This is a genomic window from Paracoccus alkenifer (assembly GCF_900108405.1).
In the GTDB taxonomy this organism is placed as follows: Bacteria; Pseudomonadota; Alphaproteobacteria; order Rhodobacterales; family Rhodobacteraceae; genus Paracoccus; species Paracoccus alkenifer.
In genome coordinates this window covers 312,663-329,985 of sequence record NZ_FNXG01000002.1, presented here as the reverse complement: position 1 = coordinate 329,985, position 17,323 = coordinate 312,663, and the positions used below count along the sequence as shown (strand labels likewise).

Genomic DNA, 17,323 nt, shown 5'->3' with positions numbered 1-17,323 from the left:
CGCCGCCCTAATATAGCCCGCCCGAGCTCATGCTGCCGTAATCGGCCTTTTTCGGGATCACCTTGCGCTGGCCGGTCGAGGTGGTCACCGCCTTGTCCGAGGTCTCGGTCACATCCGTGCTTTGCTTGCGGCCGAAACCGCCGTCGATCACATAATCGCTGGCGGTGGTGCCGTTGCGGAAATATTCGGCGATGGTGTATTTTCCATAGGACACATCGGCGAAATACCCGCCCGGCGGCACCTTGAACGCCGTGCCGCCGTATTGCTTGACCGCCTGCCGCATGAAGGCGTTGAACACCGGCACGCACATGGTGCCGCCATAGGCGTTCGCCCCTAGGCTGCGCGGCTCGTCAAAGCCGATATAGCAGCCCGCCACCAGGTTCGAGGTAAAGCCGACGAACCACACGTCCTTGGCGTCGTTGGTGGTCCCGGTCTTGCCCGCCACCGGCACCGGGATGCTGACCCCCTTGCCCGAGCCGCGCTGCACCGCGCCTTGCAGCATCGAGGTCAGCTGATAGGCGGTCACCGCGTCCATCACCCGTTCTCGGTCCGACGCGATCACCGGCGCCTGCCCGGCCGGCAGGCTGCCCATGTCGCAGGTGGTGCAGACGCGGCGGTCGTGGCGATAGACGGTGCGGCCGCGGCGGTCCTGCACGCGGTCGACCAGCGTGGGCTCCACCCGCTCGCCGCCGTTGGCGAACATGGCATAGGCCGCGACCATCTTGAACAGGGTGGTTTCCTGCGCGCCAAGGCTGTTGGCCAGGAATGGCGACAGCCGGTTGTAGACGCCGAACCGTTCCGCATAGGCGGCGACGGTTTCCATGCCGATGTCCTGCGCGATGCGGATGGTCATCAGGTTGCGCGACTGCTCGATCCCGGTGCGCAGCGGCGTGGGGCCGTAAAACCCGCCGCCGGCGTTCTTGGGGGTCCACATCCCCTGCGGCGTGTTCAGGGTGATCGGTTCATCGGCCACGATGGTGGCGGGGGTATAGCCCTTGTCCAGCGCCGCCGCATAGACGAACGGCTTGAAGGACGACCCCGGCTGCCGCATCGCCTGCGTCGCGCGGTTGAAGACCGAGCTTTGATAGCTGAAGCCCCCCTGCATCGCGACCACGCGGCCGGTGTTCACGTCCATCGCCATGAACCCGCCCTGCACCCGCGGCACCTGCCGCAGCGTCCAGCGGATAAAGGCGCCGGTGTTGTCGTCGGTCATCTGCCGGACCAGCACCACCTCGCCCACCGCCAGCAGGTCCGAGGCCACCTTGGCCTGCGGCGCCCGCTGCGTGCCGGGCAGCATCTTGCGCGCCCATTGCACGTCACGCGCGGGGATCAGATGCGGCTCGTCGCCCTGCGGGACACCCTCGATCCCGATCACGGCGTCGGTCGCGGTCAGATCCAGCACCACCGCGGGGTGCCAGCCCTCGATGTCGCGGGGCACGCGGGCGCGCGACAGGGCCGAGCGCCACAGATCCTCGGATTCCAATTCCTCGGGCGGGATGGTCAGGCCGGTGCCGCGCCACAGGCCAAGCCCGCGGTCATAGCGTTCCAGCGCATCCTGCAACGAACGCGCCGCGATGTCCTGCATCTGCGGATCGACGGTGGCGCGGATCTGCAACCCGCCGCCAAAGAATTCATCCTCGCCGAACTGCACCGACAGCTGGCGGCGGATTTCGTCGGTGAAATAGCCGCGCGGAGGCAGGCTGTTGCGGAATGCGGGGAAATCGCCGTTCTGCACGGTCCGCAGCGGCTGCGCCGATTCGGCGCGCTGCTGTTCCTCGGTCAGATAGCCGTTTTGCCACATCTCGCGCAGCACATAGTTGCGCCGTTCGGTGATGCGGTCCTTGTCGCGCACCACCGACCGCGAGGGCGCCTGCGGCATCGCCGCCAGCATCGCGGCCTCGTGCGGGGCAAGCTCGGTCAGGGGCTTGTTGAAATAGCTTTGCGCCGCTGCCGCCACGCCCGAGCTGTTCTGCCCCAGGAAGATTTCATTTAGGTAAAGTTCAAGGATCTGGTCCTTGCTCAGCGTGTTCTCGATCCGCGTGGCCAGGATCAGCTCGCGCACCTTGCGTTCCACGCTGCGCGACGAATCAAGCAGGAAATTCTTCATCACCTGCTGGGTGATGGTCGAGGCCCCGCGCACGCTGGCGCCCCGGGTCTGCACCGCCTGCACCGCCGCGCTGACCATGCTGCGCGGATCATAGCCGTGGTGGGTATAGAAATTCTTGTCCTCGGCCGAGATGAACGCCTGTTTCACCAGATCGGGAATGTCGTCGATGGGGACAAAGATGCGCCGTTCCTCGGCGAATTCGTCGATCAGCCGGCCCTCGCCGGAATAGATGCGGCTGATGGTCTTGGGGGCGTAGCTGGCCAGCGCCTCGTGGCTGGGCAGATCGCGGGCATAGATCCAGAAGATCCCGCCGATCCCCAGCGCGACGAACAGCGCCGCCGTGACGAACCACGAAAAGATCGCACCGACGAAATTCAGGACGAAACGGATCAAACGACAGGCCCACCATCTACCCAAGCAGAGGGTTTCCTATACCGCCTGTCGCGCCCGGATCAAAGCGCGGTTGCGTCATTGCGGCAAGAACCGCGCGTCGCTGTCGGGCGTATTGTCGGGCGCATCATCGGAGGCTTTCGGCGCCATCCCCTTGGGCGTCCAGTCCACGACGCCATCCGCCAGCGCCCCGGCCACCCGGCTGCGCCAGCCGGGGTCCAGCAGATTGGCCCGGTCGTCGGGGTCGGTCAGGAACCCCAGCTCGATCAGCACCGACGGGATGTCGGGCGATTTCAGCACCGAAAATGCCGCGCCGCGGATCGGCACCCGGTGCATGTCCACGCCCGCCGCATCCAGCCGCGCGACCAGTTGTCGCGCCGCATCGGCGCTGCGGGGCTGGGTGTCCAGCCGGGCAAGATCGAACAGCGCCCGGCTGACATCCTCGTCGGTGCCCGACAGGTCCAGCCCGGCCAGCATGTCGCTGCGGTCGTGCAGCAGCACCAGCTGCCGCGCCGCCCGGTCGTTCGAGCGTGCGTCCCAGGTATAGATCGCCGCCCCCGCCGCCTGCCCCGCCGGCAGCGCATCGGCATGCAGCGAGATGAACAGATCCGCCCCCCTGGCCCGCGCAACCGAGGTCCGCGCCTCAAGCGGGACAAAGCTGTCATCCTCGCGCGTCAGCACCACCTCGATGCCGCGCTCGCGCAGCACGGCGGCAAGTTCGCGGGCGAAATCCAGCATCAGCCTGGCCTCGGACAGCTCGCCGACCTGCGCGCCGGGGTCGATGCCGCCATGGCCGGGGTCCAGCACCACAAGCAGCCGCTTGCCCGCGACCACCGCAGGCGCGGTCGCAGACGGCTCGGGCAGGCCGCGCAGCACGGTCAGGCTGTCGCGGCGAGGGCGGAAATCGGCGGGCTTGACCGGCACCAGCCGCAACGACAGCGCGGGCGACGCGCCGGCGGTCATCTGCGCTGTTTCCAGATTCATCGGCCCCGGCAGGGTCAGCACCGCCCGCGCCCCCCCTTGCGGCCCCGGCCCCCAGCGCAGCGCCAGCGGCTCGGCCCCCGGCGGCCGGGCCGACGGAATCCCGGTGTCGCGCAGGTCGACCACCAGCCGGGGCGGCGCGTCGATCACCGCGACCGCATAGGGAACGGCCTGCGACAGCCCGATGGCCAGCGCAATCGGGCGCGGCCGCCCGCGGTCCCTGCCCTCGAACCCCAGCATGACGCGGCCCGGATCGACCTGCGCCATATCCGCCAGCGCCGGCACAGCCACCGCTAGCAATCCCGTCAGCAAAACCGCCACAAGGCGCAAGGCCCGCATGGCTCAGCGCCGGGCCATGAAATCCGCCAGCCGGTCCAGCCCCTCGGTGATCTCGGCGGTGGATTGCGCATAGGACAGCCGCAGCGTCCCTGCCCCGCGGATCGGGTCGAAATCCAGCCCCGGCGTGACCGCAACGCCCGCGCGGTCAAGTATTTCTGCCGCCAGCGCCCGGCTGTCATCGGTCAGCGCCGACACATCGGCATAGATATAAAACGCCCCGTCCGGAGGCGCGATGCGGTCGAACCCCATCGCCGGCAGACGGTCCAGCATCAGCTGTCGGTTATGCGCATAAACGGCCAGATTTTCCTGCGCCTCGGCATCGGCCTCAGGCGACAGCGCGGCCAGTGCCGCCACCTGGCTGGCGTGGGGGGCGCAGATGAACATATTCGCAACCAGCCGGCCGATGGTGCGCACCATATCGGGCGGGACCACCATCCAGCCGACCCGCCAGCCGGTCATGCTGAAATATTTGGAAAAGCTGTTGATTACCACCACATCGTCGGTCAGCTCAAGCGCGCTGACCGGGCGGGCGCCGTAATCCAGCCCGTGATAGATCTCGTCCGAGATCAGCGCCGCGCCGATATCCTGCGTGCGCGCGACCAGCGCCGCCAGCGCGTCGCGGTCCAGCATCGTCCCCGAGGGGTTCCCGGGCGAGGCGATCATCACCCCCTGCACATCATCGGGAATATCCCCCGGCACCGGCTGATAGCGGTTTTCGGCGCGGGTCTGCATCCCCACCGGCTGCACCGACATGGCGCGCAGGATCTGGCGATAGCTGGGATAGCCCGGCTCGCCCACCGCCACCCGGTCGCCGGCATCGAACAGCGCCGAAAACGCCAGCACGAAGGCCCCCGACGACCCCGGCGTCACCACCACCCGCGCGGGGTCCAGGTCGATCCCATACCAGCGCCGGTAAAGCCCGGCGATGGCGGCGCGCAACTCCGGCATACCCAGCGGAATCGTATAGCCCAAGGGCTGCGACAGCGCCTGCCCCAGCGCATCCAGCGCCGCGCGGGGGGCGGGGGTCGAGGGCTGGCCGACCTCCATATGCACGATGCGGCGGCCTTGCGCCTCGGCACGGGCGGCGGCCTCCATCACGTCCATGACGATGAAGGGGTCGACCTGACCCCGCTGCGATTGCCGCATCCGACTGCGCCCCCTGTTTTTGCTTGGCGCCCTTTTGGCCCCGCCCCCGACCCCGGTCAAGAGACGGCGAGTCCGCCCGCAAGGGGTGGACAGATCGCGCCCCGGCGGGGCAAATGCCCGCGACAGCCGAAAGGATCGACGATGAAACCGCTGATGACCGCTGCCGCGCTGGCGATGCTGCTGGCCTCGCCCGCAGCCGCCTTTGACCCCGCGAACATGACCGAGACCGAGCGCGAGGCCTTTGGCGAGGCGGTGCGCGGCTATATCATGGACAACCCGCAGGTGCTGGTCGAGGCGATCAACGCGATGGAATCGCGCCGCATCGAGGCCGAGGCCGAAAACGACAAGCTGCTGGTCGAGGCCAACAGCGCCGCGCTGTTCGAGGACGGGTATTCCTGGATCGGCGGCAACCCCGAGGGCGCGCTGACCATCGTCGAATTCATCGACTATCGCTGCGGCTATTGCCGCCGCAGCGCGCCGGAGCTGGACAAGGTGGTGGCCGAGGACGGGGATATCCGACTGATTCTCAAGGAGTTTCCGATCCTCGGGCAGGAAAGCGACCTGGCCTCGCGCTATGCCATCGCGGTGCGCCAGATCGCGGGCGGCGACGCCTATAAAGCGGCGCATGACCGGCTTTACGAATTGCGCGGGGGCGTGACGATCGAGACTCTGGGCGCGCTGTCTGCGGATCTGGGGCTGGATGCGCAGGCGATCGTGCAGCGAATGAACACCGAGGAGGTGTCCTCGGAAATCCGCCAGAACCGCCAGCTGGCCGAGCGGATGCAGATCATGGGCACGCCGACCTTTGTGATCGGCCCGGAACTGCTGCGCGGGGTTCCGACGGCCGGGCTGGCGGCAGTGATCGAGACCATCCGGGCCGAGGCAGGCTGAGGCGCCGCCGCACCGGGGGCTTCGCGCCCCCGGACCCCCGCGGGATATTTGTGACCGCCCGAAGCCCGTTAACCGAATCTTCAGCTTTTAGGTGCAATGTCGGTATTGCGGTACAGGCGGGGACGCCGATGACCGCACCGACCGAAAGCCGCCCCCGTCCCTGTGGCGGGGGTGTGCCCTTTCGGGCGGTTGGCAAATATCCTCGGGGGTGAATGGCGACCCGGAACGGGGCGCCAGAGGGGGCGGAAAGCCCCCTGAGGACACAGCCCCCCTGAGGACACAGCGCCGCCCGGGGTTACTCGGCTGCTTCAGCGGCGCGGGACAGCTGTTCGGCGCGGCGTTCGACCAGTTCGACGATATGGTCGATCATCCGGTCGTTGGTCATCTTGTGGTCCTGCTTGCCGGCCAGATAGACCATGCCGCTGCCGGCGCCGCCGCCGGTAAAGCCGATGTCGGTCATCAGCGCCTCGCCCGGCCCGTTCACCACGCAACCGATGATCGACAGGCTCATCGGGGTCTTGATGTGTTCCAGCCGCTGTTCAAGGATTTCCACGGTCTTGATCACGTCGAACCCCTGCCGCGCGCAGCTGGGGCAGGAAATGATCTGCACACCGCGGGTGCGCAGCCCCAGAGATTTCAGGATCTCGTAGCCGACGCGCACCTCTTCCACCGGGTCGGCGGACAGCGACACGCGGATGGTGTCGCCGATCCCGGCCCAGAGCAGGTTGCCCATGCCAACCGCCGATTTCACCGTGCCGCCCCGCAGGCTGCCGGCCTCGGTGATGCCCAGATGGATGGGCGCGTCGGTGGCCTCGGCCAGCGCCTGATAGGCTGCGGCGGCCAGGAACACGTCCGAGGCTTTCACGCTGATCTTGAATTCGTGGAAGTCGTTGTCTTGCAGCAGCTTGATGTGGTCGAGCCCGCTTTCCACCATCGCATCGGGGCAAGGCTCGCCGTATTTTTCCAGCAGGTGCCGTTCGAGGCTGCCCGCGTTCACCCCGATGCGGATCGAGCAGCCGTGGTCGCGGGCGGCCTGCACCACCTCGCGCACCCGCGCCGGCTCGCCGATATTGCCGGGGTTGATGCGCAGGCAGGCAGCGCCGGCCTGGGCGGCCTCGATGGCGCGGCGATAGTGGAAATGGATGTCGGCCACGATCGGCACCGGGCTTTCGCGGGTGATCTCGCGCAGCGCGCGGGTCGAATCCTCGTCTGGGGTCGAGATGCGCACGATGTCGGCGCCCGCATCCGCGGCGGCGATCACCTGCGCCAGCGTGGCGCGCACGTCCGAGGAATCGGTGTTGGTCATGGTCTGCACGCTGATCGGAGCATCGCCCCCGACCGGGACCGCGCCGACCATGATCTGCCGTGACCGGCGGCGCTGGATATTGCGCCAGGGGCGGATCGGGTTATGCGTCATCGCTGGACCTTTCGGCTGTCGCCGCCACAGATAGGCGCTTGGCCCGGTCAGAGCAACCGGCAGCCCGCTATTCGTCGGCCGGCGATTCGTCCCCGCCCAGAGGGGCGACCGATGCCACCGCGAACATCGTTTCCAGCGCCGGGTCGGCGGCCGGATCGGCCAGCGCGAACTTGTCGGTCAGCGCGTCGGGCGACAGCTCGATGTTGCGCACCACCTGCGGACCGGGCGCGGCCGGGCCATAGGTCTGCCCGTTCACCGCGAAATACACCGCCCCCGAGTTGCCGGTCCGCAGCAGCGGCGGCTGTTCGCTGGCCGGCAGCACGAAGCGTTCGCCCGCGTCCAGCGTCTTTTCCAGCAGCACCGAACCATCGGCGGCGCTGACCCGCACCCATGCCGGGCGCGTGGCGAGGATTTCCACCTGCGGGGCCTCGGGGCCGAGGGTGCGCACCAAAGGCGCCTCGGCCACGGTCTGCGCGCCCGGCACCTGCGCGGCGGGCAGGGTCAACGGCAGCGTGGGCGCCAGCACGAGATCGGTCGTCCCCGGCTGCGCCTGCGGCGTCGCATCGGCGGGGTCGGGCAAGCCCGGGTCGATCGCGGCGATGGGGGTGTCGCGCGGGGTCAGCACCGGCACCTCAAGCGCGCGGGGGCGATAGATGCGATCCATCGATTCGGGCTGCGGCAGATCGACCGCGCCCGCATCCGCCACGCCCGCGGGCGCGGCCTCTTGCACCGGGTCCAGCGCCGCGATCACCGCCGGCGCCTGGTCCGAGGGGGTCAGGTTGACCTTCTGCACCTCTTGCAGCACCGCCCAGCCGCCATATCCCAGCCCCAACGCCAGCGCCCCCATGACCAGCACCGAGCCGATGGCCCGCGGCTCGATCGAGGACCAGAAGCTTTCCGGCTGCGGGATGAACAGGGCGCGCGGGTTGGCCAGCGCCTCGGCCGGGTCCGAGGGACGGCGGGTCGGCTTGGGACCGGCGGCGGCAGGGGCCATCCCGTGAACCGGCTGGAACCCCGATTCCTCGCAGAAACGGCGGAACACCCAGTCCTGATCCATGCCCAGATAGCGCGCATAGGACCGCACATAGCCCGACACGAAGCTGGGCGCGTCAAAGGCCGACAGGTCGCTGTTTTCGATCGCCGCGACATATGAGGCGCGGATGCGCAACTCGCGCTGCACGTCCAGCAGCGATTTGCCCATGGTGGCGCGTTCGCCACGCATGACGTCGCCAAGACGCATTTCGAAATCATCGAAACCCGGAGCCGGATTCCGCCCGTTGACGGAATCGTCCGGCGTTCCGGGCGTCCTCGTCCCGATCATTGCTGCCTGCCCCATTCTAGACGTCACTGATTCGCTGCCTGTGCCATGCGAATCTGGCGCGATTTTCTTAAAACAAGGTTATCACGCTGACGAGAGGGGCGACACCACTTCTTGGGGGTCAGGCTACCGCATGCGCACGATTCAGCGCACAGCGTGACCACAGCGCATCCATCGCCTGGACCAGCCGCTCGATCTGCTTGGGGTCATGCACCGGCGAGGGGGTAAAGCGCAGCCGCTCGGTCCCGCGCGGAACCGTGGGAAAGTTGATCGGCTGCACATAGATGCCGAATTCTTCCAGCAGCATGTCCGACAGCATCTTGCAGTGGACCGGGTTGCCGACATGGACCGGGACGATGTGGCTGCCGCGGTCGTCGATGGGCAGGCCCAGCCCGCGCAGGCGCATCTTGAGGATCCGTGCATAAAGCTGCTGGGTGTCGCGCAGCTTCTGCCCCTCGTCGGTCTTGAGCAGCGCGATGGCGGTCGCGGCGCCCGCTGCCACGGCCGGCGGAAGCGAGGTGGTAAAGATGAACCCCGGCGCATAGGAGCGGATGGCGTCGCACATCTTGGCCGAGGCCGCGATATAGCCGCCGAACACGCCGAACGCCTTGCCCAGCGTGCCGTTGAAGATGTCGATGCGATCGACCAGCCCTTCGCGCTCGGCCACGCCGCCGCCGCGGGGGCCATACATCCCCACCGCGTGAACCTCGTCCAGATAGGTCAGCGCGTTGAATTCACGGGCAAGATCGCAGATTTCCGCGATGGGGGCGAAATCACCGTCCATCGAATAGATCGATTCAAAGGCGATCAGCTTGGGCGCGGCGGGATCGTCGGCGGCCAGCAGCTCGCGCAGATGGGCGACGTCGTTGTGGCGGAAAATGCGCTTGGCGCCGTCGAAACGCTTGATCCCCTCGATCATCGAGGCGTGGTTGAGTTCGTCCGAATAGATGATCAGGCCCGGAAACAGCTTGCGCAGCGTCGAAAGCGTCGCGTCGTTGGCGATATAGGCGCTGGAAAAGACCAGCGCGGCGTCCTGGCCGTGCAGATCGGCAAGCTCGGCCTCCAGCTGGTTGTGATAGACCGTGGTGCCCGAAATATTGCGCGTCCCGCCCGAGCCGGCGCCGGTCGCGTCCAGCGCCTCGTGCATGGCGGCCAGGACCGCCGGGTGCTGGCCCATGCCCAGATAGTCGTTGCCGCACCAGATGGTGATTTCCTGTTCCGTGCCGTCGGGACGGGTCCACACCGCCTGCGGATATTGCCCCTTGCGACGCTCGACATCGATGAACACGCGATAGCGACCTTCGTCATGCAGGCGTTGCAGCGCCATATCGAGTGCGGCATCGTAGTTCATCAGCTTGCTCCTTGCTTGCCATTCGGCGGGCTTGCGTCACGGGCCTGCGGCAATCATGGTCGCCGGCGGGTCGCCTGTCTTTGATAAGGGTCAATGGCAGGAAAATACACCCTTTATTCCCGGGTGAGACGAAAGATCGCCCCGGACGGGACAGCTATCTGCGGGAAAGGACTGAAAATGGCAAGCAGCGCGCGGCTCGACAAGGTTCTGGACAGCCTCGACCGGGGGCTTCCCGCCGCCATCGAGCGGCTCAAGCGGTTCCTGCGCATCCCCTCGATTTCCACCGACCCAGCCTTTGCGGGACAGGTGCGCGAGGCGGCCGAATGGCTGCGCGACGAGCTGGCGGAACTGGGATTTGCCGCCACCGTCGAAGCCACGCCGGGCCATCCGATGGTCGTCGCCCGCACCCCTGCGGGCACGCGCCGCAGTCTGCTGTTTTATGGCCATTACGACGTGCAGCCCGTCGATCCGCTGGAGCTGTGGGACCGCGACCCCTTTGACCCCGCGGTCGAGGAAACATCGTCCGGCAAGGTGATCCGCGGCCGCGGCGCCGCGGACGACAAGGGCCAGCTGATGACCTTTGTCGAGGCGTGCCGCGCATGGAAATCCGTGCATGGCGCCCTGCCCGACGGGCTGATCCTGCTGTTCGAGGGCGAAGAGGAATCGGGCTCGCCCAGCCTTGCGGGGTTCCTGCGCGACAACGCCGAGCGGCTGCGCGCGAGCCTTGCGCTGATCTGCGACACCGGCATGTATGCCGACGGCCGCCCCGCGATCACCACCCAGCTGCGCGGCCTGCTGGGCGAGGAAATCGTGATCCGCGGCGCCGATCGCGACCTGCATTCGGGCAGTTTCGGCGGGCTGGCGGCGAACCCGTTGCAGGTGTTGGTGACCGCGCTGGCGGCGCTGAAGGACACGCAAGGGCGGGTGACGCTGCCCGGGTTCTATGACGGCGCGCCCGAGCTGTCCGACGCGCTGCGCGCGGATTGGGACGTGCTGGGGTTCGATGCCGGCGACTTTTTGTCGCAGGTCGGGCTGCGCCATCCCATCGGCGAGCCGGGGCGCAGCGGGCTGGAAATGGTCTGGAACCGCCCCACCCTTGAAATCAACGGAATCGCGGGGGGCTATGCCGGCGACGGGTTCAAGACCGTGCTGCCGGCCGAGGCGCGGGCCAAGCTGTCCTGCCGGCTGGTCGGCACTCAGGATCCGGCCGCGATTCGCGCCGCGCTGCACGCCCATATCCGCAGCTTCCTGCCCGATGACTGCACCGTCGAGTTCCACCCCCACGGCAGCTCGATGGCCAGCGTCATGGACATCTCGGACCCCGCATTCGCCACGGCGCGACAGGCGCTGACCGAGGAATGGGGGCGCGAGGCGGCCTTTATCGGCGCGGGCGGCTCGATCCCGGTGGCGGGGGATTTCAAACGGCTGCTGGGAATGGATTCGATGCTGATCGGCTTTGGCCGCGACGACGACCGCATCCATTCGCCCAACGAGAAATACGACGTGGAAAGCTTTGCCAAAGGCGCGCGCAGCTGGGCGCGGATTCTGGCGGCGCTGGAATAGGCGGCGCGGCCGCGGCGGGGGTTTTTCGCCCCCGACCACTGCCGTGGTCTTTCTCGCTGAAAACAGTCCATTGGACTGTTTTCCGGGCGCTCGGAAGCCCCAAGGATATTTTCAGCAAGATGAAAGGGGCAACATCCGCCGCCCCCCGGCTGCTGTCACGCCGCGCGCGACATCAGCACCGATTCGACCTTTTTCTGGGCGCCGCCCTCGTCGATGCCGCTGACGACGGCGACCTCGCGGGTCAGGCGGTCCAGCGCGGCCTCATACAGCTGGCGCTCGGAATAGGATTGTTCGCGCTGGTCGTCGCTGCGGTGCAGGTCGCGCACCACCTCGGCGATGGACAGCAGGTCGCCCGAGTTGATTTTTTGTTCATATTCCTGCGCGCGGCGCGACCACATCGCGCGCTTGACGCGGGCCTTGCCCTTGAGCGTTTCCAGCGCCCGGTCCACCAGATCGGGCGAGGCAAGGCCGCGCATCCCGATCTCGGTCGCGCGGGCGGTCGGGACGCGCAGGGTCATCTTGTCCTTTTCGAACGAGATCACGAACATCTCGAGCTTGAGGCCGGCGACCTCTTGCTCTTCGATGGACACGATGCGGCCGACGCCATGGGCGGGATAGACCACGAAATCGTCGGGGCGGAACTCGTTCTTCTTGGACTTCGACATCTTGCTTCCTTCCAGATCACGCCGCGGATCGGCGCAAAAAGACCCCTGGAGGGTATTGCCCTCCCGAGGTCCCTATGATTGTTATCGGTCATCCGGACGGGGCAGAGGTCCGGGCGCAGAACAGCTGGCCGGCGTCATGGACGCGGCCAATGTGACAACCCCATATCACGAATCACCCCATTTTAGAAGGGTTTTTTCCCGCGCCGATTCGCGGCCGTCCCGTGGCGGCCCCGCGACGTTCCGCTGTCCGCCGCCATGGCCGCATGGGCGCGCGGTCCGGAAAGCCGCGCGCGCCCATGCGGGCAGGGATCAGTCCCCTTCGCCGGGATTGGGCGAGAAATATTTGTCCAGCTTGCCGGTCACGCCGTCCATTTCCTCGGCGGTGGGCAGCGGGTCTTTCTTGCGGGTGATCACCGGCCATTGCTCGGAATAGGTCCGGTTGAATTCGACCCAGGGTTCCATGTCCGGCTCGGTATCGGGGCGTATGGCGTCGGCGGGGCATTCGGGTTCGCAGACGCCGCAGTCGATGCATTCGTCCGGGTGGATCACCAGCGTGTTTTCACCCTCGTAGAAGCAGTCAACCGGACAGACCTCGACGCAATCCGTGTATTTGCACATGATGCAGTTGTCGGTCACGACATAGGTCATGGTCAGCCTCTTGGGGGAACTCGCGAGGCTCAACTATGCCTTTCGCGCGAGGGGTTCAAGCCGGCCCGCCGGTTTCCGGCGCATGGGAGTCATGCGCCCCGTCGTCGCGGTCCAGATCGTCGCGGGCCGGATCGTCGCGGTCCAGATCCTTGAACAGGGTCTGCGCCTCGGCGGCGGGGCCGCGGCGCAGGCCCGGGGCCAGCACAAGCAGGCTGCGCACCCCCGAGGGCGCGGCCACGGTCACCACATCGCCCGGCCTGACCTCGTGCCCGGGCTTGCGGCAGGGGGCGCCGTTCAGCCGCACGCCCCCCGCAGCGATGCGTTCGGCCGCAAGGGTGCGCGACTTGAAGGCCCGCACATGGAAAAGCCAGCGGTCCAGCCGGATGGCGTCCGAGGGTTCCGGCGGCTCGCCCTTGCCCGGACGACCGCCCCTGCGCGCCATCAGCCCACCTGCGTCAGGCCGCAGCTCATGTCTTGTTCTTCAACGCGGCAAGGATGGCAAAGGGGCTGTCGGGGTCCATCGGCTTGTCGCGCGGGGGACGGGCCTCGAAGCTGCGTTCGGGCTTGCCGCCCTTGCCGCGGTGCTCGTGACGCTCGCCCCTCGGTTTGCCGCCCGGCTTGCCGCCGGGTTTACCCTGCCGCGGCGGGCGGGGCTGGCCGTCCTCGCCTTCGTGGCGGCGGCCGCCGCGCGGGCGGTCCGACCGGTCGGCGCGCGCGCCGTCGGGCTGGCCTGCGGCGGGGGCGGCACCGTCACGGCGCGGCCGGCGCTGAAAGCGCCCCTCGCCCTCGGCCCCGCGGCGCGGGCCACGAGGCCGCGGCGCCCAGGTGAAGCTGTAGAACACTTCCATTTCCGGGGCGGCGTCCGGCGTGGTTGCTTCGGCGGGGTCGGCGTCGGAGGGTTGGGCGGCGGCGCCCGGTTCCCGCGCGGCCTCGGGCGCAGAGGCAAGGTCGGCTTGTTCGTCCTGCGCCGCCTGCCCCGGTTCGGCAGCAGCGTCGGGCGCGGCTTCGGCTGCGGTAGCCGCTTGGGCCTCGGCAGCCGCTTCGGCTTCGGCTGCGGCAGCCGCCTCGGCTTCGGCCTCGGCCGCGCGTTTCTCGGCCTGCTCGGCTTCCCAGCGGGCACGGGTTTCGGCAGCCAGCACGCTTTCCTCTTCGGTCAGCGGCGCGTCCGTCACCGGCGCATCGCCACCCTCGTCAGCCGTTTCCGGCGCGGAGGCAGGCTCGGGCGCAGCGGTGGCGCGGGCCTTGACCCGTTCGCCGCGGTCGGCGCGATAGCCCAGCCCGCCCATCAGATCGGCGAATTGTTCCAGCGTCATGCCGGTGATCGACAGCATGTCGGCCGTGGCCTCGAACCCGCCGCGGCTGTCCTGACCGCGCAGCATGTCGGCCAGCCGTTCCAGCATGTCGATGCGGATCGCGCGCTCGCCGGCCGGGTGATAGCCCGACAGCGTGTAATAATCGCGCGGCACATCGGGCAGGTTCGGAATGGTCACCAACCCCGGAGGCGGCGATTCGGGAAATTCATCCGCGCCCGCCCACAGCGCCGACAGCAACAGCCGCAGCCTTGTCGGCGCCGGCTTCAACAGCGCCGGCTGAAAGATGGTATACTGGCCGAAACGCACCCCGTGCTTGCGCAGGCTGCCGCGCGCGTCCTGATCCAGCGCCTTGATGTCGGCGGCCACCGCTTCGCGCGGCTGGACCCCCAGCGCCTCGACCAGACGAAAGGCCACGCCGCGCGCCAGCCCGGCCAGCGTTTCATCCGCCTGCATCGCCAGCAGCGGTTCGAACCCGGCGGCGATCTTGCGGTCGATGAAATGCTGCAAGCGGCGGCGGACCTTTTCGGCCACATCCTCGCCCGCATCTTCGTCCACGAACGCCTCGATCGAGGGTTTCAGCGGCTCTGCGCCCTTGACCAGCTTGCCGACGGCCGAATCGCCCCACATCAGCCCGCCCTGCTCGGTAAAATCCAGCTCGGTATCGGGCGCGTTGTAAAAGCGGTCGGCGCGCAGATGGAACTCGGGGCGCAGCGCCTCATAGGCGGCGCGGGTCAGCATCCTTGCCTCGTCGCCCTGGGCCGCGGGATCGGCCCGAAAGCGGAACCCGTCCAGACGGCCGGCGAATTCGCCCTCGACCGTCACTTCGCCCTTGTCGTTCACCTCGGCCACAAGGCTCTCCTTTTGCTTGAGCCGGCGCAGCAGCACGGATGTGCGCCGGTCCACGAATCGCTGCGTCAGCGCCGCGTGCAGCGCATCAGACAGGCGGTCTTCTACAGCCCGCGTCTCGCCGCGCCAATGGGCTTCGTCGCGCACCCAGCCGCTGCGCTGCGCCACATAGGTCCATGTGCGGATATACGCCAACCGCTTGCTGATCGCGTCGATGTCGCCGCCGGTGCGGTCGATGCGGGCGACGGCGCGGGCCAGCCAGTCGCCGGGGATGCCGCCTTGCTGAAGGAAACCATAGATCCGGGTCAGCAGCGTGGTGTGTTCGGCGGGCGAAATGCCGCGGAAATCCGGGATCCGGCAGACATCCCACAGCAGCCGCACATCGCGCGGATGCGTCACCCGGTCGCGGATTTCCGGCTGCGCCGCCAACACCTTGAGCGCGGCGAGATCGTCGGCCTCGCGCCCCCGGCCCAGCCATTCGCTGCCCGAGGGGCGTTCCAGCGATTGGATCAGCCGGTCGAGGGTGCCGAATTCCAGCGCGGGGTTGCGCCAGACAAGCCGCGAGATCGGCTGGAAACGGTGGTTCTCGATGGCGGCGATCAGCCCCTCGTCCAGTTCGCGCGCCTCGCCGGTGACGCCGAAAGTGCCGGGTTCGGTGTGCCGCCCGGCGCGGCCGGCGATCTGGCCCAGCTCGTGCGGGAACAGCGGCCGCATCCGGCGCCCGTCGAATTTATGCGTGGATTCAAAGGCGACGTGGCTGATGTCAAGGTTCAGCCCCATGCCGATGGCGTCGGTGGCGACAAGATAATCGACCTCGCCCGCCTGATACATCGCCACCTGCGCGTTGCGGGTGCGCGGCGACAGTGCCCCCATCACCACCGCACAGCCACCCTTGAGCCGGCGCAGCAGTTCCGCCGTCGCATAGACATCATCGACCGAAAAGCCCACGATGGCCGAGCGTGCGGGCATCCGCGACAGTTTCCTGGACCCCGCCCAGCTGAGCGTGGAAAACCGCTCGCGCCGGATGAAATGCGCCTCGGGGACCAGCGCGGCGATGGCGGGGCGCATGGTGTCGGACCCAAGGAACAGGGTTTCATGCAGCCCGCGCATGTGCAGCAGCCGGTCGGTGAACACATGGCCGCGTTCCGGGTCGGCGCATAGCTGGATCTCGTCGATGGCGACGAAATCGGCCAGCACCTCGGGCATGGCCTCGGTGGTGGCGACCCAATAGGCGGCACGCTCGGGGACGATGCGTTCCTCGCCGGTGATCAGCGCCACGACCGAGGGGCCGCGCGCCTTGACGATGCGGTCATAGACCTCGCGCGCCAGCAGCCGCAGCGGCAGGCCGATAACGCCGGTGCGATGCGCAAGCATCCGCTCGATCGCGTAATGGGTCTTGCCGGTGTTGGTCGGCCCCAGCACGGCCGTGACGCGCCCCGCCATGTCAGACGCCCTGCCCCGGCGGCACCGACAGCCGCGCGGCGCCGTCGGCCGCGTCGGGCTGATGCGGGTTGACGCCCAGGCTTTCGCGATAGGCCGCCAGCGCCCGGGCGCTGTCGCCGCTGTCCTCAAGGATCGCCGCCAGCAGCGTGATCGAGGGCCAGTGCCGCGGTTCCAGTTGCAGCGCGCGGGCAAGGTCCGCCATGGCCGGGCCGGTCTGCCCCGCCATCTGGAACGCCGCCGCCCGTGCCGCCCAGCCGGCGGCGAAATCCGGCGCGTGGTCGGTCAGCGCGGTCAGATGCCCGATGGCCGCCGCCGTCTCCCCCGCGTCCAGCGCCGATTCGCCGCGCATCAGCAGCAGGTCCAGCGCGGCTGATCCGGACCGCGACCAGATCCGCTCGATATCCGATTGCGCCCGCATCCAGCCGTCACCCGCCGCAGATAATTCGTTGAAAAGTGAATCCATTTCTTTCGGGTTTTCAGCCGCCAGCGGCGTTGCCGACAACATTGCCGCGATCAATGCCGTGGCGACAGGGTGGAACTGGGGCTTGGGCACGCGCATAAGGTCGATGTAGACACTCGGGCGCCGCGGCGCCAGCACAGGAGACAGCGACAGATGAGTTCAGTGATCGAAGGCGCCATCAAGGTTCTGGCCGAGCGGCTTTCCTCGTTCGACGGCACCGCGAAATTCGTGATCGAGGATGTCGGCACGATCATGATCGACGAATCGGGCGTGCGCGCCGGCGATGGTGAGGCCGAGGTCACGCTGACCGCCAGCCGCGACACCTTCGAGGGGCTGTTCAACGGCGAGACCAACCCGACCATGGCCTATATGACCGGCAAGCTGAAAATCGACGGCTCGCTGCCGACGGCGATGAAGCTGGGCACGGCGCTATCCTGAGCGGGAC

The 17,323-nt window shown here is 68.0% G+C and carries 14 protein-coding genes; 3 read left to right on the top strand and 11 right to left on the bottom strand.

What is annotated here, in order from left to right; genetic code table 11:
- Window positions 1-7 precede the first annotated feature (7 nt).
- From BLW83_RS05750 to BLW83_RS05740, 3 genes are all read right to left on the bottom strand, one after another.
- On the bottom strand, window positions 8-2,500 hold the full coding sequence (locus tag BLW83_RS05750) for a penicillin-binding protein 1A (protein WP_090846532.1): 2,493 nt from the start codon (window positions 2,498-2,500) through the stop codon (window positions 8-10).
- Between the two features lie 75 nt (window positions 2,501-2,575).
- Window positions 2,576-3,769, bottom strand: coding sequence for an N-acetylmuramoyl-L-alanine amidase family protein (locus BLW83_RS05745; protein WP_245728697.1), 1,194 nt, complete (start codon window positions 3,767-3,769; stop codon window positions 2,576-2,578).
- A gap of 51 nt (window positions 3,770-3,820) precedes the next feature.
- The gene (locus tag BLW83_RS05740; protein ID WP_090846530.1) at window positions 3,821-4,963 is read right to left on the bottom strand and encodes a pyridoxal phosphate-dependent aminotransferase; all 1,143 of its coding nucleotides are present in this window, start codon (window positions 4,961-4,963) and stop codon (window positions 3,821-3,823) included.
- 141 nt (window positions 4,964-5,104) lie between these two features.
- On the opposite strand from BLW83_RS05740, the gene BLW83_RS05735 reads away from it, so the two are divergent.
- Complete coding sequence (locus tag BLW83_RS05735) at window positions 5,105-5,854, top strand: DsbA family protein (RefSeq protein ID WP_090846528.1); 750 nt, start codon at window positions 5,105-5,107, stop codon at window positions 5,852-5,854.
- 295 nt (window positions 5,855-6,149) lie between these two features.
- Here the strand turns inward: BLW83_RS05735 and ispG are convergent, their stop codons facing one another.
- The 3 genes from ispG to hemA all read right to left on the bottom strand — a co-directional run bounded on the left by ispG (window position 6,150) and on the right by hemA (window position 9,940).
- The gene (gene ispG / locus BLW83_RS05730; protein ID WP_090846526.1) at window positions 6,150-7,271 is read right to left on the bottom strand and encodes a flavodoxin-dependent (E)-4-hydroxy-3-methylbut-2-enyl-diphosphate synthase; all 1,122 of its coding nucleotides are present in this window, start codon (window positions 7,269-7,271) and stop codon (window positions 6,150-6,152) included.
- A 67-nt stretch (window positions 7,272-7,338) separates the two neighbouring features.
- Window positions 7,339-8,592 carry a helix-turn-helix domain-containing protein gene (locus tag BLW83_RS05725; protein ID WP_090846525.1) on the bottom strand — a complete coding sequence of 418 codons (1,254 nt, stop codon included), beginning with the start codon at window positions 8,590-8,592 and terminating at the stop codon, window positions 7,339-7,341.
- Window positions 8,593-8,710: 118 nt separating this feature from the next.
- Window positions 8,711-9,940: a 5-aminolevulinate synthase gene (hemA, locus tag BLW83_RS05720; protein ID WP_090846523.1), complete on the bottom strand. Its 1,230-nt coding sequence runs from the start codon at window positions 9,938-9,940 to the stop codon at window positions 8,711-8,713.
- A gap of 177 nt (window positions 9,941-10,117) precedes the next feature.
- Between hemA and BLW83_RS05715 the strand changes: the two genes are divergently transcribed.
- Window positions 10,118-11,503 carry a M20/M25/M40 family metallo-hydrolase gene (locus BLW83_RS05715; RefSeq protein WP_090846521.1) on the top strand — a complete coding sequence of 462 codons (1,386 nt, stop codon included), beginning with the start codon at window positions 10,118-10,120 and terminating at the stop codon, window positions 11,501-11,503.
- Window positions 11,504-11,658: 155 nt separating this feature from the next.
- On the opposite strand, the gene BLW83_RS05710 is transcribed toward BLW83_RS05715, so the two are convergent.
- From BLW83_RS05710 to BLW83_RS05690, 5 genes are all read right to left on the bottom strand, one after another.
- A complete protein-coding gene (locus tag BLW83_RS05710; RefSeq protein ID WP_090846520.1) occupies window positions 11,659-12,168 on the bottom strand; it encodes a CarD family transcriptional regulator in 510 nt (169 codons plus the stop codon).
- 309 nt (window positions 12,169-12,477) lie between these two features.
- Window positions 12,478-12,816 (bottom strand): ferredoxin FdxA, encoded by a 339-nt coding sequence (gene fdxA / locus BLW83_RS05705; protein ID WP_090846517.1) that lies wholly within the window; start codon window positions 12,814-12,816, stop codon window positions 12,478-12,480.
- A 55-nt stretch (window positions 12,817-12,871) separates the two neighbouring features.
- Window positions 12,872-13,258, bottom strand: coding sequence for an RNA-binding S4 domain-containing protein (locus BLW83_RS05700; RefSeq protein WP_090846515.1), 387 nt, complete (start codon window positions 13,256-13,258; stop codon window positions 12,872-12,874).
- Between the two features lie 25 nt (window positions 13,259-13,283).
- On the bottom strand, window positions 13,284-16,418 hold the full coding sequence (locus BLW83_RS05695) for a helicase-related protein (RefSeq protein ID WP_090846513.1): 3,135 nt from the start codon (window positions 16,416-16,418) through the stop codon (window positions 13,284-13,286).
- 1 nt (window position 16,419) lies between these two features.
- A complete protein-coding gene (locus tag BLW83_RS05690; protein ID WP_245728650.1) occupies window positions 16,420-16,881 on the bottom strand; it encodes a hypothetical protein in 462 nt (153 codons plus the stop codon).
- Between the two features lie 150 nt (window positions 16,882-17,031).
- Between BLW83_RS05690 and BLW83_RS05685 the strand changes: the two genes are divergently transcribed.
- The gene (locus BLW83_RS05685) at window positions 17,032-17,316 is read left to right on the top strand and encodes an SCP2 sterol-binding domain-containing protein (protein ID WP_090846509.1); all 285 of its coding nucleotides are present in this window, start codon (window positions 17,032-17,034) and stop codon (window positions 17,314-17,316) included.
- Window positions 17,317-17,323: the final 7 nt, after the last annotated feature.